Source organism: Nocardia sp. CA-135953 (assembly GCF_050955735.1).
GTDB lineage: Bacteria > Actinomycetota > Actinomycetes > Mycobacteriales > Mycobacteriaceae > Nocardia.
The window spans coordinates 3,351,818-3,377,859 of record NZ_CP192082.1 but is presented as its reverse complement, the minus strand read 5'-3'; the positions used below and the strand labels follow the sequence as shown (position 1 = coordinate 3,377,859).

The window sequence follows — 26,042 nt, the reverse complement described above, 5'->3', positions numbered from 1 at the left end:
GTCGCCTACATTGCTGACATGGACACCATCGAGCTCGACGCACCGGACGGCGCTCTCGAAGCGATCCTGGCCCGCCCGACCGGGGATGGTCCGTGGCCCGGTGTCGTGGTGCTGCACGACGGTGTCGGTTTCGGCCCGGATATCCGTGGCAATGTCGAAATGCTCGCCGACTACGGCTATCTCGCGATCGCCCCGAACCTGTTCGCCAATGGCCGGGTGCGCTGCATCCGCGCGGTGATGCGGTCGCTGATCTTCACCGGTGCCAGCCCCGCGATCCGGGAGGTACTCGCCGCTCGCGACCGCTTGGTCGCCGATTCCGCCTGCACCGGCAAGACCGCGGTCATCGGCTTCTGCATGGGCGGTGGTTTCGCATTGCTCACCGCGCCAATGGGTTTCGATGCGGCCGCACCGTTCTATCCGGGCCTCTACGGCGACTACCGCACCCAACTCGAGGGTGCGTGCCCGGTGGTGGCCAGCTACGCCCAGCTCGATCCCTCACTCCTGGGCGCGGGCCGCAAACTCGATCGTGTGCTGACCGATCTGGGTGTCGAGCACGACATCGAGACCTACCCGGGCACCATGCACGGCTTCGCCAACGTCTTCGGCATCGAGCCGGTTCTGCGGGTCGCCGGTCTGGGCTACGACGCCGAGGCCACCCGCGATGCCTGGCATCGCATCTTCGCGTTCTTCGACAAGCACCTGACCGATGCACCTGCGGCGGACGAATCCGAGTAGCGCGGGCTCGCGGCACGGCGCAACCCGAAGGTCCGATCAAAGCTCTCGCACGTCCGCATCCCACCACCCCCGATGACTTGCGGCGAAAACCTCACTCCCCGCGCCACTGCGGCGCACGCTTCTCGGCGAACGCGCGCGGCCCTTCCGGCGCGTCCTCGCTGGCGAAGATCGGTCCCGCCTCCCGGAAACTCATCTCCCACATCGGCGCATCCCAATCGGAGCCGAATTCATTGCTGCGATGCATGATTCGCTTGGATGCGCGCACCGACAGCGGTGCGTTGGCGGCGATCTTCTCGGCGAGCGCTATTGCGGTGGGCAGCACCTGATCGGCCGTTTACGAGCTGGATTCGGTCAGCTTGGCGACGACCGGACCGAACATCGTGTTCTTGATCGCGCCCAGCGTCGCGGAATCCTTGCTGCCGAGCGGGGCGAGCATCGCGATGGCGGCGGTGGCGACCGCGGCTTCGCCCGCGGTGGCGTCGATGATATCCAGCGCTGCGGCATCTATTCCGCCGAAGCGGCGACCGGTCGTCATCGACGCCACCGCGGCCTTGGGGGCCAGCTTGGACTGGATCAGGGCGGCCATGCCCGGGGTGAACGGAATACGGATATCGACCTCGGGCAGACAGAAGAAGCCGCGGTCGGCGCGCATCACCCGATAGTCGTGGGCGAGGGCGAGCATGGCGCCGGCGCCGAAAGCGTGCCCGGGCAGTGCGGCAGCGGTGGGTATGGGCAGGGTGAGCACGCGGGCGAACAGAGCCTGCACCCGGCCGATGTACCACTGGGTGCGGTCACCGTTGGCGACCAGCCAGTCCACGTCGAGGCCGTTGGAGTAGAACTTGCCGCTCGCGGTGGTCACCAGACCGTGTGCTTCCTCGGCGATCACGGTGTCGAGGTGGGCGTCGACCGCGTCGAGAAAGTCCGGGGTGAAACGGTTTTCGTCGTCGCCGAGGTCGAGGACGGCGATCTTTTCGTGGTAGCTCAGTGTGCTCATGTCGTTCCTTGCTCCAGGTGTTGTTCGGGTGGGCCGACCGCGAGCACCGCGCGCACGGCGGCGCGAAGGTGCTCGCGGGCAATGGGTTTCGCGATCCGGTCGCGGCGCAGCAGGATGCCGGTCGGCAAATCGACGACGCAGGTGGTGATCACATCGACCGCGGCGCCGTCACCGCGGCCCCACAGGGCACGTGAGAGCCGGATGAGCAGTCGCACCAGCGCGTCATCGGTTCCGGCGAGTTCGGTGACGACCTGTTCGGGCAGTTCGTCGCCGAGCAGTTCGTCACGTGAGACGGTCAGCAGCAGTCTCGAGGAGTCCGGGTATCGCCGCGCGAACTCCACCGGCGTCTCGGCGGCGGCCACTACCGCCTCGAGCGCGCCTGAGGTGGGGTCGTTCGCGGACAGATGCGCCTCGACCGATTCGGTCTGCATCTGCAGAAACCGCCCCGCCGCCCGTAACCAGCTGCGTCCGAGCAGTTCCGCGCGCGAGCCGAAGGTGTGATAGATCGCGCCGTTGGACACGCCGGTGGCCGCCGCGACGGCCCGGATGGTGACCGCGGCCGGACCCGAGCGCACCGCCAGCGACTCCGCGGCATCGAGCACGGTGTCGGGGTCATGGGTTCGTGGGCGGGGCATGCCACGACTATAACAGAGCAATTGCTCTGTTATAGATCGGCGGCTCCCCGGCAAACCCTCTTCCGCTATGCCACTGCATGTTTCACCCGGTCGCGGGTACTTTCGTGGTGCGTGCGTGGGCTTCGTTATGTTCCGGCGCGACGGACATACGATGAGGTACTGTCCGGTCCACCCTGCCCGCACGACAGAAACGGCGCCTGCGAATGTCACGAGTGGTGGTCACCAAGGAGCAGTACTTCGACACCGCTCTGGAGGTCTTGGCCGAACTCGGCTTCAAGGGCCTCAATATCGGCGTGCTGTGCCGCCGTCTCGGTGTCACCAGCGGCTCGTTCTACCACCATTTCGGCAGCTGGCAGGGCTTCGTGGACGCGCTGCTCGAGCATTGGGAGAACCGCCAGGTCATCATCCTGCGCACGCTGAACTTCAACCAGGGCGATCCCGACGACGACATCCGCGCCATGTCCGACCTCGCCGCGGGCCTGCACCACGCCGCCGAGGCCGCGATCCGGGCCTGGGCCGGCAATGACGAATCGGTGAATCTGGCACTCGAGCGGGTCGACGAATCGCGCCGCCGCACCGTGCACAAGGCGATCAAAGGCGTTGTGGGCGCCGAGGAGACCACGGCGGTGGTCACCGCACTCGGCATGTCGATGCTGATCGGCTACCAGCAGATCGCCGCGGGCAGGGAGGATATTTCACTGGACCAACTGCTGGCCCAGTACGCGCGGTTGATCTACTCCCACGCCCGCCGCTCAGCCGAGTAGCTCGTCCACATAGCACCACCGCCACGCCTCACCGGGCTCCACGCTGCGCATCACCGGATGTCCGGTAGCGGCATAATGCTTGGTCGCGTGATTGCCCACCGAGGAGTCACAGCAGGCAATGTGCCCGCAGGACAGGCACATTCGCAGATGCACCCAGGTATATCCCTCGGCGGTACATTCCTTGCACTCGTCGGGTTCGGTGGGCTCACGCACCAGCGGCGCGGACTCGAGATGCGCGCAGCTGTCGGCCGCCACCGGGGCGGCGAGCGGTTCGACGCGTTGCTCTTCGGTTTCGTCGAAGCGGTCGATCATGGATTCCTCGAGATCGAGCCGCGAGAACACGTACTGCAGGATCTCGTAGTCCGCGCCGCCCGAATCCCGCACGCGCAGTACCGCTTCCCGTTCCGCGCGTAGCATTTCCAGCCGCAGCCGACGATATTCGGCGGTCGGTGTCGCCAGTTCCGATTCCGAGCGGCCCAGTCGTTCCCAGGCCGCGTTGGTCTTCCAGGTGACCCGGTCGCGCAGTTGTTCGACGACACCCGGCGGCGTGTCAGGGGTGATGTGCTTGTCCAGTTCGGCCAGTCCGGCCGCGGTCGCCTGCTGCAGCAGATTCGCCTTCTGCAGTGCGTTTTCCGCGCGACTCGGGCCGCGCACATGTAGCCGCCGCACCACCCACGGCAGCGAAGTCCCTTGCAGCAGTAGCGTTCCCGCGACCACGACGAGCGCGAGCAGTTTGAGCACCGGCAGCTGCGGGGTGTCGGCGGGCAGCAGCAGCACCGCCGCCAGGGTGACCACACCGCGCATGCCCGCCCACGACACCACCACCGGATGACTCAGCGGTACATCGGAATTCGACAATCCCAGTTTGCGCGAGAGCAACGCGACCGGGAACACCCACAGCGGCCGCGACAGCATCGCCGCCGACATGACCGCCACCGCCCCCACGATCAGCGTGGTGTGGTCGAGGTCGCTGTCCCACGCGCCCTCGATGATCGCGCGCATCTGCAGCCCGATCATCAGGAAGACGACGCTCTCGAGAATGAATTGGATGGTGCGCCAATTGGTGCGTTCGGCGATCCGGGAGGCGGCGCTCTGCCACACCGGCGCACCGTGCCCCAGCACCATGCCGCAGGTCACCACCGCGATCACACCGGAGGCTTCGATCCCCTCGGCGGGCAGATAGGCGAGGAACGGCGCCAGGAACGACAGCGTGGTGTCCAGCACCGGATCGGTGATGCGCCGCCGCAGCATCGCCAGCAGATAGGCGACCACGATGCCCACCGCCGCACCACCGCCCGCTGCCAGCAGGAAGTCACCACCGGCCTGCAACACCGACACCGTGCCCGCGGCCGCCGCGATCGCGGTGCGCACCGTCACCAGCGCGGTCGCGTCGTTGAACATCGACTCGTCTTCGAGGATCGTGACGATCCGGCGCGGCATCCCGATGCGCCGCGCGATCCCGGTCGCGGCCACCGCATCCGTCGGCGCGACCACCGCACCCAGGGCCACCGCCACCGCGAACGGCACCGGCAGCAGCCACCACACCACCGCCGCGACCGCGAACGTGCTGAACAGCACCAGACCCACCGACAGCAGCGCGATGGTGCGCGCGTTGGCCCGGAAGTCGACCAGGGAGGTGCGAATCGCCGAGGTGTAGAGCAGCGGCGGCAGGAAGCCCAACAGAATGACCTCGGGATCCGGGTGGACCTCGGGAACGTGCGGCAAATACGACGCGACCACCCCGGCCAGCGTCAACACCAGCGGTTCGGATATCCCGAATCGTCGCGACAGCGCCGCGAGCGACGCCGCCGACGCGACTAGAACAACGAGGCCGATCGCGACATGCACTGTGGCATTCTCGCAGAGCAAACACCCGGCTCGAAAAGACCATGCGGTACGTGACACGGGACGGTGTGGTTCGGTTCCCCCGAATGGCTGTGGCGGTAGCGTGCGCGCGCAATAGTTGTCGGCACGAAGGAGGTAGACATGGAAGAGTTTGCGTCCTGGCGGGCGAGCGGTCGGCGGCACACCCACCGCGGCCATCAGATCTTCTGGCAGGACAGCACCGGTGACGGTGCCGGAAATCTGCTCTGTATCCACGGTTTCCCCACCGCGTCCTGGGACTGGCACGCGGTGTGGCCGGGTCTGCGCGAGCGCTTCGCGCGGCTCATCGCCCCGGATATGATCGGCTTCGGCTGGTCGGCCAAACCCCGCAATTACGATTACCGGATCGCCGATCAGGCCGATCTCCACGAGAATCTGCTGCGTGAGCAGGGGATTTCCCGCACGCACATCCTGGCCCACGATTACGGGGACACCGTCGCCCAGGAGTTGCTGGCCCGCGACGCACGGCGCCGCGCCGAGGGCGACGATTCTTTGGTGATCGAATCGGTATGTCTGCTCAACGGCGGACTGTTCCCCGAGACCCATCGTGCGCGACCGGTGCAGAAGTTGCTGGCGAGTCCGCTGGGACCGCTGCTCGGAGTGTTGGGTACCGAGCGGGTCTTCCGTCGCAGCCTCGCCGGGGTCTTCGGTCCCGACACCCGTCCCAGTTCTCACGAGCTCGATCAGTATTGGATCCTGTGGTGCAGCAAGCACGGGAAGAGCAACGGGCACAAGCTGATTCGATATATGGGTGAGCGCAAGGCGAACCGGGAGCGCTGGGTGGGCGCGCTCGTCGACACGCAGGTTCCGGTCCGGCTGATCGACGGTCTGCTCGATCCGGTGTCGGGTGCGCACATGGTGCGCCGCTATCGCGAGCTGATCCCGGATCCGGATGTGGTCGAGTTGCCGAAGGTCGGCCATTACCCGCAGTTCGAAGCCCCCAGGGAGACCTTGGCCGCGGTGCTGGATTTCCACGCCAGCCGTGTGCGGTAGACGCACAGTCCTACGAAGTCGGCGCAGCCTCGCGATCGACATCCGGCGCCGTCGGCGCGGGCGTCGCCGGAGTCACTGTCACCCACGTGTTGTTGACCGCCGCGTTCCCGGAGAAGGTGTCGGTGAGCGACGGGTCGTGCAGCAGATTGACATTCGCGCCCGGGAGAGACGCCGCCACGTGCCATCCGACGCCGGGTTCACGGTGCCCCCACCCGTGCGGGATGGCGATGGTGCCGCGGCGGATATCGTCGCTGACCTCGAGGGTGACCACGATCGAGCCGGTGCGGGAGGTGACCGCGACGGGTGTGCCGTCGGTGAGGGCGCGTTCGGCGGCGTCGGCGGGGTGCATGAGGGCGGTGCAGCGGTCGCGGCCCTTCACCATGGACGGGACATTGTGCAGCCAGGAGTTGTTGCTGCGCAGGTGGCGGCGGCCGATGAGTTTGAGGTCGTAGCCGTCGGCGGGCGTGGTCAGCGCATTGCCCCGGCGCGCGTCGTCGAGCAATTCCCGTGCGGCCGTGACGAAATCGTCGGGCGCCAGGCGCACTTTGCGATCCTTCGTCCCGATCAACGTGCGCAATCGCGGCTGCAGCGGACCGAGATCGATCCCCCCGGCCGCGGCGCGCACCTTCGCGACAGACAATCCCTTGCGACCGCGCCGCAGCACCCCGTACGGACCTGCGGCCACCCCGAGGGTCGTCAACCGCATCGGACTGAACTGCGCCAGAAGCGCATTGACCGCCCGTGTGGTGAACCGGCGCGCCGGCAGCGGCACCAGCTCGGTGATCAGCCGCGCCATGATCTGCCAATCTTCGAGTCCGTCGGCGGGAGGTTCGAAAACGCGGGCGTCGTAGCGCAGATTGTTCCGGACACTGAACACCGGGAACAGAATGTTCACATCCTCGCGTTCCAGCGGGGAGATCGGCGGCAGGATGATATCCGCGTGCCGGGTCGTCTCGGTGACGTACATATCCACGGCCACATAGAGATCCAGCGAGTCCAGTGCGGCGTCGAGTTCGCCGCGCTGCGGCGTCGACAGCACCGGATTGCCGGCGTAGGTGATCATCGCGCGGATCTGCCCGGCGCCCTCGGTGCGGATCTCGTCGGCCAGCACCGCGACCGGCAGCTCGGAGCGAAACGATTTGTAGGTGCCGGAGCGGTCGGTCCACGCTCCGTAGCCCACCGGCAGATATTTCCCGAATCGCGGCGCATCGATCGGCGGCGTCGCGAACATCTGCCCGCCGGGCCGATCCAGATTCCCGGTGACCGCGTTGATGGTGTTGACCAGCCAATGTGTCAGCGTGCCGGTCACCTGGTGGCATATCCCGATCCGGGCATAGACCAGGGCCGAATCCGCCGCCGCATGCTCGCGCGCCAGCCGCCGAATCGTCTCGGCGTCGACGCCGGTGAGCGGCGCGACGAGTTCCGGTGTCACATCGGCGACCAGTGCCCGCAATTCGTCCCATCCGCTGCACTGCGCGCGAATCCTGCTTTCCGCACACAGGTTTTCGCTGACCAGCACTTGCAGCATCGCCAGCAGTAGATACACATCACCGCCGGGTGCGATGGCCACATGCTCATCGGCCAGGCGCGCGGTCTCGGTGCGGCGCGGATCGATGACGACCACCTTGCCGCGCTTGCTTACGTCCCGGATGCGCTGCTTCGCATTGGGCATGGTGGTCACCGAACCGTTGGATACCGCCGGATTGGCGCCCATGATCACGAGTCGATCGGTGCGATCGATATCGGCCACCGGCATCAGTACATTCGATCCGAACATCCGCCAGGCCACGAACTCCTGCGGAAACTGGTCGATCGAGGACGCCGAAAAGAAGTTCCGTGTCATCAGCACCGTGCGCAGCAGCGCGCCGTAGATCACCGACGAGCTGTGTGCGGCCGGATTTCCCAGGTACATTCCGATCGCGCTGGCCCCGTGCGCGCGGCGCACCTGCCGCAGCCGCCGCCCGATCTCGCGGAACGCCTCGTCCCATCCGATCGGCTCGAACCGGTCACCGACCCGGCGCACCGGTGTGCGCAATCGATCCGGATCGTGGTGCAGCCCACCCATTGCCGTCGCCTTCGGGCAGATATACCCCTGCGAGAGCACATCATCGGGATTGCCCTCGATCCGGGTGACCTGATCATCCTCGACGGTCACCAGAATCCCGCAGTGCGCCTCACACAACGTGCATTGCCGAGCGACGGTGGTAGCACCCATCCCGTGTTCCTCCACACCATTGAGAGAGTTACCGTCTCATCGTAGCGGCGCCTACCGTGGCGGGTACACCGTTCCGATCGAGCCGGACCACGGATTCGTCCGCGCGCGGGATCGATTGCCGTAGCCTCGACCACGGCGCGCCGGTCCGCGAAACCGAACGGTATCGACCGAGACATTCGGAAGTTGGTATGCGCGAAGAGATTTCGTGCCGAATCCGGTCTGCCGAGTGAGATCTCGGCCTTGCTCCGGACCAGCGGCGTCGCGACTGCCGGCATTTCGAGTGCGGTCATCGCGCGGATGACCCGGGCTGCAGCAGCAGGGTCAGCGGTGCATGTAGCCCAGCGTGAACGATGCATCGTCGAGTCGTGGGGCGATCGATTCCCCGCCGAGCGCCTGCCGCAATATCGCTTGTTCGTCCTGAATGACGTGCATTACGGCGTTGATCAGCGCGAGGTGGGTGAACGCCTGCGGGAAATTGCCCCAGTGCCGACCGGTCCGGGGGTCGATCTCCTCGGCGTAGAGGCCCAGGGGGCTGGCGTAGGCGAGCAGTTTCTCGCACAGCTGTTCGGCTCGTGTCTTCTCACCGATCTCCGACAGCGCCGAGACCAGCCAGAACGAGCAGATCGTGAAGGCACCTTCTTCCCCCGCGCAGCCATCGTCGGTTTCACCGACGCGGTAGCGCAATACGAGGCCGTCCTCGGTCAGTTCGTCGGCGATGGCCAACACCGTGTTGCGCACCCGGTCGTCGTCTGGCGGCAGGAAGCGAACCAGCGGGATGAGCAGCGTCGAGGCATCCAGCGCCGTGCTGCCGTAGCACTGGGTGAACACCTGGCGGGAATCGAGGGCGTTCGTGCATATGTCGGCGCGGATTTCGTCTGCCGCCCGTTGCCAGCGATGCGCGCGCTCGAAGTCCTGGTGGATGCGAGCCAGCCGGGCGCCACGATCGGCGGCAACCCAGCACATCACCTTGCTGGAGGTGAAATGCTGGGGCTCCCCGCGTACTTCCCAGATGCCATGGTCGGGCTCGCGCCAGTAGGTGAGAGCGCTTTTGACCGCCCGGCTCAGCACCAACCAGGCTCGCGCGTCGATTCGGTCCCGGTTGCGCGCGTAGAGATAGACCGCGTCCAGCGCAGCACCCCACACATCGTGCTGGCGTTGCCGGTACGCGCCGTTGCCGATGCGCACGGGGCGGGCATTTTCGTAGCCGCGCAGGTGGGTGAGAGTCTGCTCGGTGAGGTCGCTTTCGCCGCCGATGCCGTAGACGATCTGCATATCCTGGACGTCTTCGGTCAAACCGATGATGTAGGAGAAGAAGTCGTTGGCCTCCCAGCTGAAACCCAGCGTGTACAGGCCCCACAGTGCGAAGGCGGAGTCGCGTATCCACGAGTAGCGATAGTCCCAATTGCGTTGTCCGCCTGGTGTTTCGGGTAATGACGTGGTGGCGGCGGCACTGATGGCGCCGGTGGGCGCGAAGGTCAGCCCCTTGAGAGTCAGCGCGCTGCGGGTGAGCTGGGCAGCCCAGGGATGGTCCGGAAACCGCCCACCGGCCAGCCAGTGCCGCCAATGATGGATGGTCCGCAGCAGCCGCGCATCGGCCTCGTCGACGGCGCGCGGCGCGTCACGACTACCCCAGGAGAGCGCGCAAAAGCGTGTGTCGCCCGCCTTCAGCAGGGTGCGGGCCAGCGCATGGGTCCCTTCCAGCCCCAAGCGCACGTCGGTGCTCAGCGTCAGCTGCAGATCGATCCCGTCGGCGCCGGCCTGCGCGGTGTAGTAACTGTCGAGGTACTCCCAATGCGCGCGATGCCTGCCGTAGTCGAAGGACGGCTGGCAGTCGAGCACGAACTGGATTTGCCCGGTCTCACAGTGCACCGTTCGCAGCAGAATGTGCTCGGCGTCGTAGTCGGTGGGGGTTCGGCAATGAGCGCTACGGCCGGGTACCTGGTGTCGCCAGGGCCCGACCAGCAGCACATCGCGGACCGTCGCCCACCCCTCGCCACTGCGCCAACTGGTCTCCATGACCATCGTGCCCGGGACGTAACGGCGATCGGTGGGCACCATGTAGTCGGCGGGGGCGAACCGGAACGAACCGGCGGAACGATCGAGCATGGCCGCGAAGACGCTGGGGGAGTCCATGCGGGGTAGACACATCCATTCGACGGCTCCGCTGGGCGCGATGAGCGCGGTGACCTCGCAGTCGGAGATGAAACCGTAGTCGTCGATGCGTGGGAACGCCGTCGGCCGCGGCATGGGTTCGCTGTCGTCGTCCATGTGTCGCTCCATCGTCGTCTCGGCGCTGAACTCTGAAAGCGATACGGGCTGAGTATGCACCGAAACGACTGTGCTCGGCGACGTTATGTCAATGCCGGCCCTGTGGCCATCAGCGGCGGCGGGATCAGTTTCGTCCAGAATCCACGGCGGACCGCATCCCACAGCTGGACCCCGCGGTCGAGGCGACCGCCCATCGTGATGTGGTGGGACGCGATCGAACAAGAAGACGATGTCCGGGCCATCGCCGGCGCCGATGTGCCGGTTGCCGCGATCGAGGAGGTCTTGCTTGCGCGATTCCAAGCATTCGGTCAGCGGGTGGTGCTGATCGACAGTGAAGGCCGCGTCATCATGGGGACCGATACGGAATTCACGACCGGATCCAAGACGAACCGGATGGACAGCTCCGCTGCGACAGTGCCGATCGAGGCGATGCCGTGGTCGTTGCGGCCGCTCCCAGTTGCGCAGAACAGCGACCCGCCTGCGCTCGATGTCTTCGCGAGCGATTCCCATCGCCCCATAGACCTGCGCGCCCAATTCACGACGCAGGTGAGCGAACGCGTGGGGAAGCGGCGGGATTTTGGGCGGCCGTCTGCGGGCCTCGTGCAGCACCGCTGCCACCAGCCGGTCCCGGGCAGCTCCGGAGGCGAACACCATCTGCCACGGCTGGATGTTGGAGTTCGACGGCGCACGAACAGCCAAGGCAAGCGCCTCGTCCACCAATCGTCTCGGAACCGGTCGATCGGGCAAGAACATCCGTGTCGAATGGCGCTCCCTGACCACTTCCTCGAGGTCGAACATAGACCTCCCTCCAACGCGGGCACTCGATATTGTGGACGTCCTGACGGGAATCCCCGGGCCGCGCCGATGCTCCATCGCGGCGCCCGCGTCAACTCCACAGCGTCACATGCACTTTCGGGCGGAACCGGGTGACACCGACACCGGACCCGCGGATCATCGCCTGGGTGCATCGCGGGGTGGTGATGAACCGCAGCAGTTCCGACACCGCGGGCTGGCGGGTGTCCGGTGGCAAGGTGGTCGCGCACCACTCGTCGGATACCTGAAGGCCGGGTCCCTTGATGTGTCGCAACCGGCCGGTCGCGAGGTCGGAGGACACCGCGAAGCCGATCGTCAAGGTGATGCCTCCGGCACAGCGAACCTCTTCGAGGGCGGCGGCGTCGCTCTGGAAGATCCGCTGGTGTGATTCGGGAATGGCCAACTCGCGCAGCATTGTCGCGATATGCCCGTCGACACTGCCTGCACCGGGGCCCAGCATCCACCGCTGTTCCCGCAGCAGCGCCGGATGCGGTGCGATGTCGGCCAGTGGGCTGTCGGGGCGCGCGACCGAAATGATCTGATACTTCAGAAACGGCCGGGCGGTGATGGTCGAGTCGGTGCCCTCACGCCCGGGCCCCAGCGCGATATCCACCGCACGGGTCTCGATCAGGCTGCGGAACCGACTGGTGGGATGCACACTCAGCTCCACCGACAGATCCTTGGCCCGCGCCGCGAACAGGTCGATGAGGCCGGGCGCGGCATGTTCGGCGAACGCACTCGATGCCGCGATACGCAGCAGCCGTCGGCCGTGCGCCGCCTCGCTCACCTCGATGGCGGTCTGGCGCTGCAGCCCGAGAATCTCGATCGCCCGGCTGGCCAAGCGCAACCCGCCGGGGGTGAACGCCAGACCCGATGCCGCGCGGGTGAACAGCGGGTCGTCGAGTTCCTTGCGCAGCTGGGCGATATGGGTCGAGACACCGGCATCCGACATCCCCAGCTCGCCGGCCGCCGCATGGACGGAGCCGAGCCGCACCACGGTCGAGTAGGCCCGAAGCTGGGCGGGCGTCACGATCCGAGTCTACTTTGGAGGTGGACGCGGCGTCGACGGCTGCATCGCGTCTGGAGGACGCATAATGCAGGACGTGCTCACGGATCTGATGACAACATGGAACGCCGGGGGCACAGCTGGGGTCGCGACGGTCGTGCGGACCTTCCGTTCGTCACCGCGACCGCCCGGTGCCGCCATGGTCGTCGCCCCGGACGGAACGGTCGGCGGTTCGGTTTCCGGTGGCTGCGTCGAGGGCGCGGTCTACGAACTCGCCACCGATGTCATCCGGACCGGCTCTCCGGTGCTGCAGCGATACGGCTTCTCCGACGAGGACGCATTCGCTGTCGGTCTCACCTGCGGCGGCATCATCGACATCTTCGTCGAAGCGGTCTCGCGGGAGACGTTTCCGGAACTCGGCGAGGTCGCCGCGGATATCGCCGAGCACCGGCCGGTCGCGGTTGCGACCGTCATCGAGCACCCCGACACCGCCCGGGTAGGGCGTCGGCTGCTGATCCGGCCGAACGACGCGCACGGCGCGCTGGGGTCGGCGCGCGCCGACGATGCGGTCATCGATGACGCACGCGGGCTGCTCGCGGCGGGCCGCACCGAAGTGCTGTCCTATGGTCCGGACGGGCAGCGCCGCGGCGAGGGCATGAGTGTTTTCGTCGCCAGTTATGCCCGGCAACCGCGGATGCTGGTGTTCGGGGCGATCGATTTCGCCGCCGCCGTCGCCCAGCAGGGATCGTTCCTCGGCTACCGGGTGACGGTGTGCGACGCGCGACCGGTCTTCGCCACCTCCGCCCGGTTCCCGACCGCCGACGAGGTCGTCGTCGACTGGCCGCACCGCTACCTGGCCGCGCAGATCGCGGCCGGCGCGGTCGATTCGCAAACCGTCGTGTGCGTGCTGACCCACGATCCCAAGTTCGACGTTCCGCTGCTCGAGGTGGCACTGCGCGCACCGCAGATCGGCTATGTCGGTGCCATGGGCTCGCGCCGCACACACGACCAGCGGCTGGGCCGGCTGCGACAGGCAGGCCTCACCGACGAACAACTCACCCGCCTCGCCAGCCCGATCGGGCTGGATCTGGGCGGGCGGACACCGGAAGAGACGGCGGTGTCCATCGCGGCCGAGATCATCGCACGACGCTGGGGCGGACACGGCGGCGCACTGAGCGGAACCGGCGGCCGGATCCACCACACGACCAGCGCGAACAGCGAATTAAGTGATTCCTTAAATCGGTCTTGACGGTGGCATCAGCGGGGCCGAGGCTTGGCCCATTCCCACCGATGTGAGGTCGATCACATGCAAGTTCCTGGGCCATTCGAATACGAGCGCGCAACGGGCGTGGATCACGCCGTCGCACTACTGGACCGGCTCGGGGAGGAGGCGCGCATCGTCGCGGGCGGGCACAGCCTGTTGCCGATGATGAAGCTGCGGCTGGCCAATCCGGAATATCTCATCGACATCAACGACCTGGCCGCCGAACTGGGCTACATCGTCACAGATCCGACCCTGGTGCGCATCGGCGCGATGGTCCGGCATCGGCATGTACTGGAATCCGACGACCTCGCCACGGTGTGCCCGATCTTCCGTGACGCCGAGCGCGTGATCGCCGACCCGATCGTACGCAACCGCGGCACCATCGGTGGCTCACTGTGTCAGGCCGATCCCGCCGAAGATCTGTGCACTGTCTGCACGGTCCTCGGTGCCACCTGCCTGGTGCGCGGACCGTCCGGCGACCGAGAGATCGCGATGGACGACTTCCTCGTCGGCCCGTACGAACCCGCCATGTCGCACAACGAACTTCTGATCGAGATCCGAATCCCGGTGCGGCATCGGACATCGAGCGCCTACGCGAAGGTGGCGCGTCGCGTCGGCGACTGGGCGATCGCGGCGGCCGGCGCGACGGTGACCCTGCGCGGCGAGGCGATAGCGGCCGCACGGATCGGCCTGACCGCGGTCGACCCCGATCCGGCGGCGCTGGCCTCCTCGGTGGACGTGCTCATCGGTGAGCCGCCCACCGAGAAGGTCTTCGCGGAAGCGGGCCGCCGGGCGAGCGCGGCGTGCTCACCTGTCTCCGATGCGCGCGGCAGCGCGGATTACAAACGCCATCTCGCGTCCGAACTGACGATTCGCGTGCTGCGCACCGCGGTCGATCGCGTACTGAATCACCCTGCGCCGGAAGGGAATCAGCCATGCAGGTAACCATGACCGTCAACGGCGAGCCGGTGACCGCGCAGGTCGAGCCACGCACCCTGCTCGTGCACTTCCTGCGAGATCAGTTGCGCCTCACCGGAACCCACTGGGGCTGTGACACCAGCAACTGCGGCGCCTGTGTCGTGGAGGTCGACGGCGAACCAGTGAAGTCGTGCACGATGCTGGCCGTCATGGCCGGCGGTCGTGCGGTGCGCACCGTCGAGGGACTCGAGGTGGACGGCCGGCTCGATCCCGTGCAAGAGGGTTTCATGCAGTGCCACGGGTTGCAATGCGGATTCTGCACGCCCGCCATGATGATCACCGCCCGCGCCCTGCTCGACCGCAACCCGAACCCCGACGAGCAGACCATCCGCGAGGCGATCTCGGGTCAGATCTGCCGCTGCACCGGATACACCACCATCGTGCGGTCGATCCAGTGGGCCGCGGCGAAACAACGCGGCGAAGCGGTCGAGCCCGAACCCGCCGCCCCACCTACACCGGTAGGGACCCCGTCATGACAGCCGTCGAATCCCGGCCCGAAGACCGTGTCGACAACGACCACAAGCCGTGCGGTCACGGCAGGATGCTGCGCAAAGAGGATCCGCGGTTCATCCGCGGACACGGCAATTACGTCGACGACGTATCGCTGCCCGGCATGCTGCATTTGGCGATCCTGCGTTCCCCGTTCGCGCACGCCCGGATCGTGAGCGTCGATATCTCCGCGGCACAAGCACATCCGAAGGTCAGGGCGGTTGTCACGGGTGCGGATCTGGCGGCGAAGGGACTGGCCTGGATGCCGACGCTGTCCAACGATGTGCAAGCGGTGCTGGCCACCGACAAGGTCCGGTTCCAGGGCCAAGAGGTGGCCTTCGTCGTCGCCGAGGACCGCTATTCAGCCCGGGATGCGTTGGAACTCATCAACGTCGACTACGAGATGCTCGATCCGGTGATCGACGCCCGGACCGCGCTGGCACCCGGGACGCCGGTGATCCGCGACGATCTCGAGGGCAAACGCGACAACCACTGCTTCGACTGGGAGACCGGCGACGCCGCCGCGACCGATGCGGTGTTCGCGCGCGCCGATGTGGTCGTGAAACAAGAGATCGTCTATCCGCGAGTGCATCCCGCCCCGATGGAGACCTGCGGTGCCGTCGCGGATCTCGATCCCGTGACGGGCAAGCTCACCCTGTGGTCGACGAGTCAGGCACCACATGCCCACCGCACCCTCTACGCGTTGGTGGCCGGGCTGCCCGAGCACAAGATCCGGGTGATCTCACCCGATATCGGCGGTGGGTTCGGCAACAAAGTACCCATCTATCCGGGATACGTGTGCGCCATCGTCGGGTCACTGTTGCTGGGCAAACCGGTGAAGTGGATGGAGGATCGCAGCGAGAACCTCACCAGCACCGGATTCGCCCGCGACTACATCATGGTCGGCGAGATCGCCGCCACCGCCGAAGGCAAGATCCTGGCCATCCGGTCGACCGTCCTCGCCGATCACGGCGCCTTCAACGGCACCGCCGCGCCGTTGAAGTATCCGGCCGGCTTCTTCGGCGTCTTCACCGGCAGCTACGACATCGAGGCCGCCTACTGCAAGATGACCGCGGTCTACACGAACAAGGCCCCCGGCGGCGTCGCCTACGCGTGCTCGTTCCGGATCACCGAGGCCGTCTACTTCGTCGAGCGGTTGGTCGATTGCCTCGCCCACGAACTGAAGATGGACCCGGCCCAACTGCGGCTGCGCAATCTCCTTCGCCCCGAGCAGTTCCCGTACACCTCCAAAACCGGCTGGGTCTATGACTCCGGCGACTACGAGAAGACCATGCGCCTGGCGATGGACATGATCGGCTACGACGCCTTGCGAAAGGAGCAGCAGGACAAGCGCGCCCGCGGCGAGCTGATGGGCATCGGGATGTCCTTCTTCACCGAGGCCGTCGGTGCGGGTCCGCGCAAGGATATGGACATCCTCGGACTCGGGATGGCCGACGGGTGCGAGCTGCGCATCCATCCGACCGGCAAAGCCGTTGTGCGCATCGCGGTGCAGACCCAGGGGCAAGGGCACGAGACGACCTTCGCCCAGATCGTCGCCGAAGAACTCGGCATCCCGCCGGAGGATATCGACGTGGTGCACGGCGATACCGATCAGACTCCGTTCGGCCTGGGCACCTACGGCAGCCGCTCGACACCGGTCTCGGGCGCCGCAGCCGCACTGGTGGCGCGCAAGGTGCGCGACAAGGCGCGGATCATCGCATCCGGCATGCTCGAGGTCTCCATCGCCGACCTCGAGTGGGAAAAGGGCTCGTTCCACGTCAAGGGCGATCCGTCCGCGGCCGTGACGATCCAGCAGATCGCGATGCGCGCACACGGCGCCGGAGATCTGCCCGAAGGCATCGAGGGCGGACTCGACGCGCAGATCTGCTACAACCCGGAGAATCTCACCTACCCCTACGGTGCGTATTTCTGCGTCGTCGACATCGACCCAGGGACAGCCGTAGTGCAGGTGCGGCGCTTCCTCGCCGTCGACGACTGCGGCACCCGGATCAATCCGATGATCATCGAGGGCCAAGTGCACGGCGGCATCACCGACGGCATCGGCATGGCGCTGATGCAGATCATGGCCTTCGACGAGGACGGCAACTGCCTGAGCGGATCCCTGATGGACTACCTCATCCCGACCGCACTCGAAGTTCCGCACTTGGAGACCGGCTACACGGTCACCCCTTCACCGCACCACCCGATCGGCGCGAAAGGCATCGGCGAATCGGCCACGGTCGGATCGCCGGCAGCGGTGGTCAACGCCGTGGTGGATGCGTTGGCGCCGTTCGGAGTTCGCCACGCCGACATGCCGCTGACGCCGTCGCGGGTGTGGGAAGCGATGCAGGGGCGGGCCACACCGCCGATCTGAGTAGGTACCGGCCATGGGATCACCGATGAAGATGAGCGAGCGCGCACAGCAATTGGTTCGCACCCGGACTCCGTTCGTGCACGCGACCGTCGTGCGCGCGCAGCAACCGACCTCCGCGCACGCCGGAGACGAAGCGATCCTGTTGCAGAACGGAACGATCGAAGGGTTCGTCGGCGGCCAGTGCGCCCAGAACTCGGTCCGCAAGGCGGCGCTGGGCGCCCTGCAATCGCACGAGAGTGTGCTACTGCGCGTGCTGCCCGACGGTGACCTGCAGTTTCCCGAAGCACCCGGCGCGGCGGTCGTGGTGAATCCCTGTCTGTCCGGCGGCGCGTTGGAGATATTCCTCGAGCCGCGGATCCCGGCACCGCTGGTGTGCATCTGCGGCGCGACACCCATCGCCGACGCCTTGGCCGACATGTGCGAACTGGTCGGATTCGGAGTGCAGCGCAGTGTCGCCGGAACCGACTCACCGGATTCGCTGGCCGATACGACGGCGATGGTGATCGCCAGTCACGGTGGCCCCGAAGCCGAGCTGATCCGAGCCGCGCTCGATGCGGGTCTGGGCTATATCGGGTTGGTGGCCAGCAGGATTCGGGGGGCGTCGATTCTCGACGAACTCGAATTGACCGACGCCGAGCGGGCGCGCGTGCGCACCCCGGTGGGTTTGCCGATCGGCGCCAAAACCTCCGCGGAGATCGCCGTCTCGATTGTCGCGCAAGTGATCCAGGCGATCCGCAAAGACGGATTGGCCGTGACACCCCGCACGATGGATGTCGCGGTCGAGGTGCTCGATCCGGTGTGCGGCATGATCGTGACGGTCGGGCCGGACACACCGCATCTCACCATCGGCGATGTCGACCACTGGTTCTGCAGCTCCGGCTGCCGCACCTCCTTCGCGAAGACGAGCTCATGACAATCGAGTTCGTCACCGCAGTCGTACTCGCCGCAGGAGCTTCACGCCGCCTCGGCACTGCGAAACAGCTACTGCCGTACCGGAATACGACGGTCCTCGGCGCCACCCTCGACGTGGTGCGTACCTGCGCTTTCGACCAGATCATCGTCACCCTCGGCGGCGCGGCCACAGCGATCCGGCAGCAGGTCGATCTCGCCGGACTGGAGGTGGTGATGGCCGAGGACTTCGGTTCGGGCTGTTCGTCGTCGTTGCGTTCGGCCCTGCCCCTGGTGCACCCCCGTGCCGCCGGAATTGTGCTGATGCTCGGGGATCAACCGGGTCTGTCGGCGGCAACGGTCGAGCGATTGATCGCCGAAGGAAAGTCCACGGCGATCACGGTCTGCCGCTACCACGACGGTATCGGGCATCCATTCTGGCTGAGTCGCAGCGTATTCGGCGAGTCGGCCCGATTGCGCGGCGACAAAGCCGTGTGGAAGCTCATCGAGTCCGGCCGCGTCCCGGTGTCCGGACTCGACGTCGACGCAGCGATGCCCTTGGATGTGGACACCTGGGACGACTACGAGCGCCTGCGCGCCGCCACGTCGCCATGATGTCGCCGTTCGACGATATCGAGGACGTGGTCCGACGATTCGACGCCGACGACTACCTGCTCGATACCGGGACCGCCGCCGCCGTCTATCTGGCCACCACGTTGGGTCGGCCGCTGCTGCTGGAAGGCGAACCAGGAGTGGGCAAGACAACGGCAGCCAAAACCCTGGCCACCGTGCTCGACGCACCACTGATCCGCCTGCAGTGCTACGAGGGACTCACCGTGAGCGAAGCGCTGTACGACTGGAACTACCAGCGTCAACTGCTCAGCATCCGGCTCGCCGAGGCGCGCGGCGCCGACCTCACCGAAGCCGAGCTGTTCACCGAGGCATTCCTGGTCGACCGCCCGATCCTGCGCTGTGCCCGATATCGCGGCCCTACACCCCCGGTGCTGCTGATCGACGAAATCGACCGCGCCGACGACGAATTCGAAGCGCTGCTGCTCGAATTCCTCGGTGAGGCCACGGTGACCGTACCCGAACTCGGGACCTTCGCCGCCGAACACCCGCCGCTGGCGGTGCTGACCTCCAACCGCAGTCGCGACCTGCACGACGCGCTGCGGCGGCGCTGCCTCTACCACTGGATCGACTACCCGGAGCCGACCCGCGCGGTCGCGATCGTGCGACGCACCGTGCCCGGGGCAACCGACGCGCTGATCGAACACGCCACCCGATTCGTCGGCCGCGCCCGCGACCTCGACCTCGACAAGCCGCCCGGCGTCGCCGAAACCATCGACTGGATCGCCGCGCTGGCAACACTCGACGTCGCCGATCTCACCGCACCGGAGGCGCTCGCGGCGCTCAGCGCACTGGCGAAGACACCCGACGACCGAGCCACCGTGCACACGGCATTCATCGAATACACCCGAAGCCTGGCCACCGGATGAGAGGGACACTCCGATGAAGATCGCCAACGAATTCACCGTCAACGCACCCGTCGAGCAGGCATGGCAGGTGCTGACCGACCTCGAACAGGTGGTCCCGCTCATGCCCGGCGCACAGATGGTCGGCTGGCAGGGACAGGACTTCCTCGGCAAACTGAAGGTCAAAGTCGGCCCGGTGACCAGCGAATTCACCGGGAAAGCGAACTTCGTCGAGCGCGACGAACACGACCATCGCGCCGTCATCAACGGCACCGGCCGCGATGCACGCGGATCCGGAAACGCGGCGGCGACCATCACCACGCAACTGCGCGAAGACGGCGGCAAGACCCGCGTCACCGTGGACACCGACCTCAAGATCGTCGGCAAGCTCGCCCAACTCGGCAGCGGAGTGCTGCAGCAGGTGTCCGAGAAACTCCTCGGCCAATTCGTGACGTCCCTCGAAGCGAAACTCGCGGCGAGCGATTCGGCCGCCCCAGTGGTTGGGCCCGACAGCCCAGAGATGCGGCCGCAGCCGGTCACACAAACCGAACCGGCACCACTGGACCTCGTCGATCTCGCCGGACCCGCGATGATCAAGAAGTACGCGCCCGCGATCGCGCTCGCGCTGGCGTCCGTGCTCGCAATCATCCTGCTACGCAGACGGATGCGCGGGAAGCGATGACACGCGCGGCAATGCTGCGCGGAGTCGATCTGGCCGCATTCGCTGTCGCGGTGGTCGCACGGCTGCGCCGTGGTGGCGTCGCGGTCGCACCGAGCGGGCCCGCGCTGTTCGTACAAGCCTTGCGCCGCATGCCACCGTGGTCGCGCACCGAACTCTACTGGGCCGCGCGACTCACACTCGTCGATCGCATGCAGGACCTCACCGCCTTCGACGCGGTCTTCGCCACGGTGTTCGCCGATGCGGTGCTCGGTGTGGACCCGCCGAGCCGAACGCACCGACTGCCCACCGAACACATGTCGGCCCCGAGTACGGGCGGTCGGGGGCAGAGTCGGCAAGGCGGTGTGGTCCCTTGGGCGACACTGCAATCAGGGACCGGCACCGACCGATCGACCGACAAAGGTGTGACGGTGCCGGACGCACTGCCGAGCAGATTCGCGGCACGAGCACAGGAACCGTTCGACCACTTCGATCCCGACGATCTGCGCACGGTCGGTGCCTGGCTCGAGCAGGCATCGGCGCACTGGCCACAACGCCGCAGCAGGCGGTATGAAAACCAACCACACGGCAAACGGATCGACTTCCGGGCCACGATGCACAACTCCCGCCGCACCGGCTGGGAGTCGGCGGTCCTGGTCCGCACCCGTCCCCGTAGCCGCCCGCGCCGAATCGTCATGATCTGTGACGTCAGCCGCTCCATGCGACCGTATTCGACGATCTACCTACACCTGATGCGAGCCGCGATGCAGCGCCGCACACCCGATCGACCCGAGGTATTCGCCTTCTCCACCTCGCTGACCAGGCTGACCCCGGTGCTGGCACACCGTTCCCCGGATGTCGCGGTGGCCAGGGCCAACGACAAGGTGATCGACCGCTACGGCGGCACGCATATCGGACGGTGCCTCGGCACACTGCTCACGACCGCGTCCGGTAACGCGGTACGCGGCGCCGTCGTCGTCATCGCCTCGGACGGCTGGGACAGCGACACCCCCGATGTCCTCGCCCGAGCGATGGCCCGGATCCGACGCCGGGCTTGGCGCGTGATCTGGCTCAATCCCCGCGCGGGCGACTCCCGATTCCAGCCGACCACCGGTGCGATGGCGGCGGCCCTGCCGTACTGCGACATCATGATGCCCGCACACACGCTGGCGGGTATGCACGAGTTCCTGCAAGCCCTGGCATCGGCGAACTGAACCCAAAAGGGTCATACCGGAGTAATCGGGAGCCGGAGCGCGCCCGGCGCCGACTCCGGCACCACCGGATTCTTCGGCGCGATCGCATCGATCCGCCGATACGGCGCACCCAGCCGCGGACGCTGATCATGTTCACCTTTGTTCGGCCACAACGACATCGCGCGCTCGGCCTGCGCGGTGATGGTCAGCGACGGGTTCACCCCGAGATTCGCCGAGATCGTCGAACCGTCCACAATGTGCAGCCCCTCGTAACCGTAGAGCCGCTGATACGGGTCGACCACGCCGGCATCGGGGGAGTCGCCGATCACACAGCCACCGATGAAGTGCCCGGTGATCGGAACATCGGCCATCTCGGTCCAGGAGCCCTGCGGAATGCCGTTGATCTTCTCGGCGACCCGCCGCGCGACCTCGTTGCCCTCCGGAATCCACGCCGGAGGCGCTTGTCCCGCACCGGGTTTGGTGGTCATCCGCTTACCGAACAGACCGCGCTTGTTATAGGTGATGATCGAATTGTCGACGTTCTGCATGACCAGCAGCCCGATCATCCGTTCGGACCAGTGCGCCGGATTGTGCATGCGCAGCAGATCCCGCCGATACCGCACCATCTCCCGCAGACCGAGCACCCAGCGACGCTTACCCTCCTGCCCGTCGACCAGCACCGTCGTCAACAGACCGATGAAATTGCTGCCCTTGCCATAACGCACCGGCTCCACATGGGTGTAGGCGTTGGGATGGATCGAGGAGGTGATAGCGACACCCCTGGTGAAATCCGAATCCCTGTCTCGTGTTCGCGCCGCCAGCACCGCCTCGGAATTCGTGCGCGCCAGATGACCCAGGCGCGGCGAAATATTCGGCAGCACACCACGATCCCGCAGATTGTGCAGCAGCTGCTGGGTGCCCAGCGCGGCCGCGGAGAACACCACCTGATCGGCGGTCAAGGTCTGCTTCGCCTTGCGAACCCAGCGCCCGGTGCGCACGGTATCGACCGCATACCCGCCACCGGACAGTGGCCGCACCGACACCGCGGTCGTCAACGGATGCACGGTCGCGCCCGCCTGCTCCGCCAGATACAGATAGTTTTTCACCAGGGTGTTCTTCGCCCCGTGCCGACACCCGGTCATGCACTCACCACAGTGCGTGCACGAGCGCCGCTCGGGTCCGATACCACCGAAGAACGGATCCGCGACCGCAGCCCCGGGCCGAGTCTCCTTATCCGCGAACAACACTCCGACCGGCGTGCGACGGTAGGTATCGCCGATACCCATATCCTCGGCGACCGCCCGCAGCACCCGATCCGACGGCGTCGTCGCCGGATTGGTCGTCACCCCCAGCATGCGCTTGGCCTGGTCGTAATGCGGCGCCAGCTCGGACTTCCAATCGGTGATATGCGCCCACTGCTCATCGCCGTAGAAGGTATCCGGCGCCTCGTACAGCGTGTTCGCGTAAACCAGCGAACCGCCACCGACACCCGCACCGCTCATGATGAAGGTGTCGTTCAGCAGCGTCATCCGCTGAATACCGAAGCAGCCCAATTTCGGCGCCCACAGATACTCGCGCAGATGCCAGGAGTTCTCAGCGAATTCGTCATCGGCGAAGCGCCGCCCCGTCTCCAGGACACCCACCCGATAGCCCTTCTCGGTCAACCGCAGCGCGCTGACACTGCCACCGAAACCGGAACCGATCACCAGCACGTCATAGTGCGTCATGGGATCACCTTCCGGTCCGAACCAGCTCGTAGTCGCGGACATCGAAATGCGTCCGCTTGTCGTATTCACTCATCCGGCCCGGCCAGTTCGCCGTCACCCGGCCACTGGCCTCCCGATACCAACTGGTGCACTTGGTCCACACCGTGTGTTCGAGCCGCCCCTGGATCTCCTCGTCGAACCGCGCCTCCACCTCCGGCCGCACCGACAGATAACCACCGACCTCGCGCAGGTGCTCCACCGCTTGGCGCAGGTAACGCGCCTGCCGCTCGTGCATGTAGATGATCGAACCCGCACCGAGGTTGGTATTCGGCCCGTACATGATGAACATATTCGGAAAATGCGGCACGGTGAGGCCCTTGTAGGCCCGCGCACCGCCCGACCACACCTCGCGCAACTCCTTACCACCGATCCCGCGAATCGCCATGGGCGCCAAGAACTCCGTGGCCTTGAATCCGGTGCAATGCACGATCACATCGACCTCGTACAGCGTGCCGTCCTCGGTGCGCACACCGGTCGGCGTGATCTCGGCGATATGCGAGGTCTCCACGTGCACATTCGGCTGCGCCACCGCCGGGTAATAGTTGCTCGCCATCAGCCCGCGCTTACAGCCGGCCTCGTAATCCGGCGTCATCTTCGCCAGCAGTTCGGGATCAGAGATCTGCGAAGCCCGATGCCGGTCCGCCCACCCCGAGATCACATCGGCGATGCGGCCGTTGCCCTCCAGTCCCGAACTCACCAACTCGTAGAACGAATACCAGCCGAACCGCTCCGCGCGCTGGATCAGCGGGAACTTCGTCACGATCGACAGCTTGTCCAGCGCACTGAGTTTCGGTGGCGCGTAATAGCTTTCGATCTTCGGAATGATCCACGGCGCCGACCGCTGGAACACCGTCAACTGCCCGACCCTCGGCTGAATCGCCGGAATGATCTGAATCGCACTCGCACCGGTGCCGATGATCGCGACCCGCTTACCGGACAGCTCGACCTCGTGATCCCAGCGCGCCGAATGGAACGCATCCCCGGTGAACGAATCCATACCCGCAATATTCGGCCACACCGGACGCGAAAGCTGACCTACCGCAGGCACAAAGACATCCGCCTCGAGCAGCTCACCCGCGGTCGTGCGCACCTGCCAGATGCCACGGTCGGCATCGAAGTCCGCCGAGTCGACCTCGACACCGAAACGCATGTGCTTGTCGAGATCGTAGCGGCGCGCGACATCATGCATGTAGGTGAGGATGTCGGGCTGTTCGGCGAAACGCTTCGGCCAGTGCGCATTAGGTGCGAAGGAGAACGAGTACAGATCCGATGGTGCGTCACAGGCGGCACCGGGATACGTATTGTCCCGCCAGACTCCGCCGAGCCCGTCGGCCTTGTCGATAATGGCGAAAGCGTCGTGGCCGCGGCGCTTCAGCTCCAGCGCAGCCGCGAGGCCGCCGAATCCGGCGCCGACGATGAGCACGGACGGAGTGCTAGTCATGTCGACAACTGTATGAACGGTGACACAGTTGCCGGGAGAGCACCGCGGCCAGGAAATCAACATTTTCGGCCATAGAGTGGTGCTTCATTCGTCACTGTGACGATTTACGGTGGGATCGGGTTATACGGGTTTTGCATGAGGGCACTGCTTGATGATTGGATCTGTTTTGCGGGTGCCAGAAGCCAATCCGACTGGCCACACCTTGCACAGCACCTTTAAATCGTCACGTGACGATTTAAAGGTGCTGACGGATACAGAGGGGAGCCGGGCTCAAACGGTCGAGATCCGAGGGTTCCGGCGGATCCAACGTTCTTCCGTCAGAATCCATGATCGCCCGAAATATTTACATCAGCAGAATCGGGCAACAAGGGGACACCGCGCATTCGCAGCACATGTTCCGTGCGCAGGAGTCGCCGGTAGCCGGCCAGCCGCTCAGCAGGCAGAGTCCCGAAATCCCATACATGCCAACGTCATACAACACGAGCCGCCCACTCCCAGCCCCTCCGTTGTAACGCCGATAATCAACATTATGTCAAGTAAACGTCATGACGATCGCCGCTCACAGTTCATCCGCCGCTCCCCTCCCAATAACCACAACCTCGAACCGGCAGCGGATTGTGGGGTTCGGCAGGGTGCGGCAGGATCCGGAGACCAGCCGAAGCTGTGGATCGTCTCGAGATTTCGGAAAACCCTCCCCGTGGAGACTTGAATGAGTCATACTCTTGAATGTGTCCACGACTCCGGAATTCGAGCGTATGTTGCGCGGGGTGTCGCTGCGCGTGACGGCGCCGCGGATTGCCGTGCTGACTGCCGTGCACGAGCATCCGCACTCCGATACGGACTCGATCCTCGGTCATGTACGCGCGACGGTCGGTGCGGTATCCCATCAGGCGGTATACGACGTGTTGCGCGCGCTGACGGCCACCGGTCTGCTGCGGCGCATCCAGCCAATGGGATCCATCGCGCGCTACGAAACGCGAGTCGGCGATAACCATCACCATGCGGTGTGCCGCTCGTGCGGCGTCATCGCCGATGTCGACTGCGCCGTCGGCGAGGCTCCCTGCCTGACCGCATCACACGACAGCGGATTCGTACTCGATGAGGCCGAGGTCATCTATTGGGGCCTGTGCCCCGACTGCTCGGCAGCGCAAATGTCCGGATCACACCCGTGATCACAGCCCGATTCACTCACTCCCCCGAAAGGAATTG

General features: G+C 66.0%; 20 protein-coding genes and 2 pseudogenes. 13 read left to right on the top strand and 9 right to left on the bottom strand.

Annotated features, from left to right (window positions below; translation table 11 throughout):
- Positions 1 to 18 precede the first annotated feature (18 nt).
- A complete protein-coding gene (locus ACQPXH_RS15500; protein WP_433603028.1) occupies positions 19 to 735 on the top strand; it encodes a dienelactone hydrolase family protein in 717 nt (238 codons plus the stop codon).
- A gap of 91 nt (positions 736 to 826) precedes the next feature.
- On the opposite strand, the pseudogene ACQPXH_RS15495 reads toward ACQPXH_RS15500, so the two are convergent.
- Positions 827 to 1,729: pseudogene (locus ACQPXH_RS15495) on the bottom strand (enoyl-CoA hydratase-related protein).
- On the bottom strand, positions 1,726 to 2,364 hold the full coding sequence (locus tag ACQPXH_RS15490; RefSeq protein WP_433603027.1) for a TetR/AcrR family transcriptional regulator: 639 nt from the start codon (positions 2,362 to 2,364) through the stop codon (positions 1,726 to 1,728). Before ACQPXH_RS15490 ends, ACQPXH_RS15495 begins: the two are co-directional and overlap by 4 nt.
- Positions 2,365 to 2,567: 203 nt before the next feature.
- On the opposite strand from ACQPXH_RS15490, the gene ACQPXH_RS15485 reads away from it, so the two are divergent.
- The gene (locus ACQPXH_RS15485) at positions 2,568 to 3,128 is read left to right on the top strand and encodes a TetR/AcrR family transcriptional regulator (RefSeq protein ID WP_433603026.1); all 561 of its coding nucleotides are present in this window, start codon (positions 2,568 to 2,570) and stop codon (positions 3,126 to 3,128) included.
- On the opposite strand, the gene ACQPXH_RS15480 is transcribed toward ACQPXH_RS15485, so the two are convergent.
- Positions 3,117 to 4,976 (bottom strand): Na+/H+ antiporter, encoded by a 1,860-nt coding sequence (locus ACQPXH_RS15480; RefSeq protein WP_433603025.1) that lies wholly within the window; start codon positions 4,974 to 4,976, stop codon positions 3,117 to 3,119. The genes ACQPXH_RS15485 and ACQPXH_RS15480 overlap by 12 nt on opposite strands.
- Positions 4,977 to 5,114: 138 nt before the next feature.
- On the opposite strand from ACQPXH_RS15480, the gene ACQPXH_RS15475 reads away from it, so the two are divergent.
- The gene (locus ACQPXH_RS15475) at positions 5,115 to 6,005 is read left to right on the top strand and encodes an alpha/beta fold hydrolase (RefSeq protein ID WP_433603024.1); all 891 of its coding nucleotides are present in this window, start codon (positions 5,115 to 5,117) and stop codon (positions 6,003 to 6,005) included.
- A 10-nt stretch (positions 6,006 to 6,015) separates the two neighbouring features.
- On the opposite strand, the gene ACQPXH_RS15470 is transcribed toward ACQPXH_RS15475, so the two are convergent.
- The 4 genes and pseudogenes from ACQPXH_RS15470 to ACQPXH_RS15455 form a co-directional block, all read right to left on the bottom strand.
- Positions 6,016 to 8,220 (bottom strand): molybdopterin oxidoreductase family protein, encoded by a 2,205-nt coding sequence (locus ACQPXH_RS15470; RefSeq protein WP_433603023.1) that lies wholly within the window; start codon positions 8,218 to 8,220, stop codon positions 6,016 to 6,018.
- A gap of 321 nt (positions 8,221 to 8,541) precedes the next feature.
- Positions 8,542 to 10,488 carry a glycoside hydrolase family 15 protein gene (locus tag ACQPXH_RS15465; RefSeq protein ID WP_433603471.1) on the bottom strand — a complete coding sequence of 649 codons (1,947 nt, stop codon included), beginning with the start codon at positions 10,486 to 10,488 and terminating at the stop codon, positions 8,542 to 8,544.
- 588 nt (positions 10,489 to 11,076) lie between these two features.
- A pseudogene (locus ACQPXH_RS15460) lies at positions 11,077 to 11,286 on the bottom strand (nitroreductase family protein); the annotation flags it as partial.
- Positions 11,287 to 11,374: 88 nt separating this feature from the next.
- Positions 11,375 to 12,331 (bottom strand): LysR family transcriptional regulator, encoded by a 957-nt coding sequence (locus ACQPXH_RS15455; RefSeq protein WP_433603022.1) that lies wholly within the window; start codon positions 12,329 to 12,331, stop codon positions 11,375 to 11,377.
- A gap of 64 nt (positions 12,332 to 12,395) precedes the next feature.
- Here ACQPXH_RS15455 and ACQPXH_RS15450 point away from each other — a divergent pair, with 64 nt between their 5' ends.
- The 9 genes from ACQPXH_RS15450 to ACQPXH_RS15410 are packed head-to-tail and all read left to right on the top strand — an operon-like array spanning position 12,396 to position 21,647.
- Positions 12,396 to 13,556, top strand: coding sequence for an XdhC family protein (locus ACQPXH_RS15450; protein WP_433603021.1), 1,161 nt, complete (start codon positions 12,396 to 12,398; stop codon positions 13,554 to 13,556).
- 57 nt (positions 13,557 to 13,613) lie between these two features.
- Positions 13,614 to 14,516 (top strand): FAD binding domain-containing protein, encoded by a 903-nt coding sequence (locus ACQPXH_RS15445; RefSeq protein WP_433603020.1) that lies wholly within the window; start codon positions 13,614 to 13,616, stop codon positions 14,514 to 14,516.
- Complete coding sequence (locus ACQPXH_RS15440; protein WP_433603019.1) at positions 14,507 to 15,025, top strand: (2Fe-2S)-binding protein; 519 nt, start codon at positions 14,507 to 14,509, stop codon at positions 15,023 to 15,025. The genes ACQPXH_RS15445 and ACQPXH_RS15440 overlap by 10 nt, the downstream gene beginning before the upstream one ends.
- Complete coding sequence (locus ACQPXH_RS15435; RefSeq protein WP_433603018.1) at positions 15,022 to 17,412, top strand: aerobic carbon-monoxide dehydrogenase large subunit; 2,391 nt, start codon at positions 15,022 to 15,024, stop codon at positions 17,410 to 17,412. The genes ACQPXH_RS15440 and ACQPXH_RS15435 overlap by 4 nt, the downstream gene beginning before the upstream one ends.
- A gap of 25 nt (positions 17,413 to 17,437) precedes the next feature.
- Entirely contained in the window at positions 17,438 to 18,325 is an 888-nt protein-coding gene (locus ACQPXH_RS15430; RefSeq protein WP_433603470.1) for an XdhC family protein, read from the top strand.
- Positions 18,322 to 18,915: a nucleotidyltransferase family protein gene (locus ACQPXH_RS15425; RefSeq protein ID WP_433603017.1), complete on the top strand. Its 594-nt coding sequence runs from the start codon at positions 18,322 to 18,324 to the stop codon at positions 18,913 to 18,915. The genes ACQPXH_RS15430 and ACQPXH_RS15425 overlap by 4 nt, the downstream gene beginning before the upstream one ends.
- The gene (locus ACQPXH_RS15420) at positions 18,912 to 19,799 is read left to right on the top strand and encodes an AAA family ATPase (protein ID WP_433603016.1); all 888 of its coding nucleotides are present in this window, start codon (positions 18,912 to 18,914) and stop codon (positions 19,797 to 19,799) included. Before ACQPXH_RS15425 ends, ACQPXH_RS15420 begins: the two co-directional genes overlap by 4 nt.
- 13 nt (positions 19,800 to 19,812) lie before the next feature.
- The gene (locus ACQPXH_RS15415) at positions 19,813 to 20,457 is read left to right on the top strand and encodes an SRPBCC family protein (RefSeq protein ID WP_433603015.1); all 645 of its coding nucleotides are present in this window, start codon (positions 19,813 to 19,815) and stop codon (positions 20,455 to 20,457) included.
- Positions 20,454 to 21,647, top strand: coding sequence for a vWA domain-containing protein (locus ACQPXH_RS15410; RefSeq protein WP_433603014.1), 1,194 nt, complete (start codon positions 20,454 to 20,456; stop codon positions 21,645 to 21,647). Before ACQPXH_RS15415 ends, ACQPXH_RS15410 begins: the two co-directional genes overlap by 4 nt.
- A gap of 11 nt (positions 21,648 to 21,658) precedes the next feature.
- Here the strand turns inward: ACQPXH_RS15410 and ACQPXH_RS15405 are convergent, their stop codons facing one another.
- Positions 21,659 to 23,353: a GMC family oxidoreductase N-terminal domain-containing protein gene (locus tag ACQPXH_RS15405; RefSeq protein WP_433603013.1), complete on the bottom strand. Its 1,695-nt coding sequence runs from the start codon at positions 23,351 to 23,353 to the stop codon at positions 21,659 to 21,661.
- A gap of 4 nt (positions 23,354 to 23,357) precedes the next feature.
- A complete protein-coding gene (locus ACQPXH_RS15400) occupies positions 23,358 to 24,833 on the bottom strand; it encodes a flavin-containing monooxygenase (RefSeq protein WP_433603012.1) in 1,476 nt (491 codons plus the stop codon).
- A gap of 728 nt (positions 24,834 to 25,561) precedes the next feature.
- Between ACQPXH_RS15400 and ACQPXH_RS15395 the strand changes: the two genes are divergently transcribed.
- On the top strand, positions 25,562 to 26,005 hold the full coding sequence (locus ACQPXH_RS15395; protein WP_433603469.1) for a Fur family transcriptional regulator: 444 nt from the start codon (positions 25,562 to 25,564) through the stop codon (positions 26,003 to 26,005).
- Positions 26,006 to 26,042: the final 37 nt, after the last annotated feature.

Bases quoted from the DNA above. Each gene is read 5' to 3' on its own strand.
- ACQPXH_RS15500 (WP_433603028.1), top strand. From the start codon at position 19: ATGGACACCATCGAGCTCGACGCACCGGACGGCGCTCTCGAAGCGATC.
- ACQPXH_RS15490 (WP_433603027.1), bottom strand. From the start codon at position 2,364: ATGCCCCGCCCACGAACCCATGACCCCGACACCGTGCTCGATGCCGCG.
- ACQPXH_RS15485 (WP_433603026.1), top strand. From the start codon at position 2,568: ATGTCACGAGTGGTGGTCACCAAGGAGCAGTACTTCGACACCGCTCTG.
- ACQPXH_RS15475 (WP_433603024.1), top strand. From the start codon at position 5,115: ATGGAAGAGTTTGCGTCCTGGCGGGCGAGCGGTCGGCGGCACACCCAC.
- ACQPXH_RS15470 (WP_433603023.1), bottom strand. From the start codon at position 8,220: ATGGGTGCTACCACCGTCGCTCGGCAATGCACGTTGTGTGAGGCGCAC.
- ACQPXH_RS15465 (WP_433603471.1), bottom strand. From the start codon at position 10,488: ATGGACGACGACAGCGAACCCATGCCGCGGCCGACGGCGTTCCCACGC.
- ACQPXH_RS15450 (WP_433603021.1), top strand. From the start codon at position 12,396: ATGCAGGACGTGCTCACGGATCTGATGACAACATGGAACGCCGGGGGC.
- ACQPXH_RS15445 (WP_433603020.1), top strand. From the start codon at position 13,614: ATGCAAGTTCCTGGGCCATTCGAATACGAGCGCGCAACGGGCGTGGAT.
- ACQPXH_RS15440 (WP_433603019.1), top strand. From the start codon at position 14,507: ATGCAGGTAACCATGACCGTCAACGGCGAGCCGGTGACCGCGCAGGTC.
- ACQPXH_RS15435 (WP_433603018.1), top strand. From the start codon at position 15,022: ATGACAGCCGTCGAATCCCGGCCCGAAGACCGTGTCGACAACGACCAC.
- ACQPXH_RS15430 (WP_433603470.1), top strand. From the start codon at position 17,438: ATGAAGATGAGCGAGCGCGCACAGCAATTGGTTCGCACCCGGACTCCG.
- ACQPXH_RS15425 (WP_433603017.1), top strand. From the start codon at position 18,322: ATGACAATCGAGTTCGTCACCGCAGTCGTACTCGCCGCAGGAGCTTCA.
- ACQPXH_RS15420 (WP_433603016.1), top strand. From the start codon at position 18,912: ATGATGTCGCCGTTCGACGATATCGAGGACGTGGTCCGACGATTCGAC.
- ACQPXH_RS15415 (WP_433603015.1), top strand. From the start codon at position 19,813: ATGAAGATCGCCAACGAATTCACCGTCAACGCACCCGTCGAGCAGGCA.
- ACQPXH_RS15410 (WP_433603014.1), top strand. From the start codon at position 20,454: ATGACACGCGCGGCAATGCTGCGCGGAGTCGATCTGGCCGCATTCGCT.
- ACQPXH_RS15405 (WP_433603013.1), bottom strand. From the start codon at position 23,353: ATGACGCACTATGACGTGCTGGTGATCGGTTCCGGTTTCGGTGGCAGT.
- ACQPXH_RS15400 (WP_433603012.1), bottom strand. From the start codon at position 24,833: ATGACTAGCACTCCGTCCGTGCTCATCGTCGGCGCCGGATTCGGCGGC.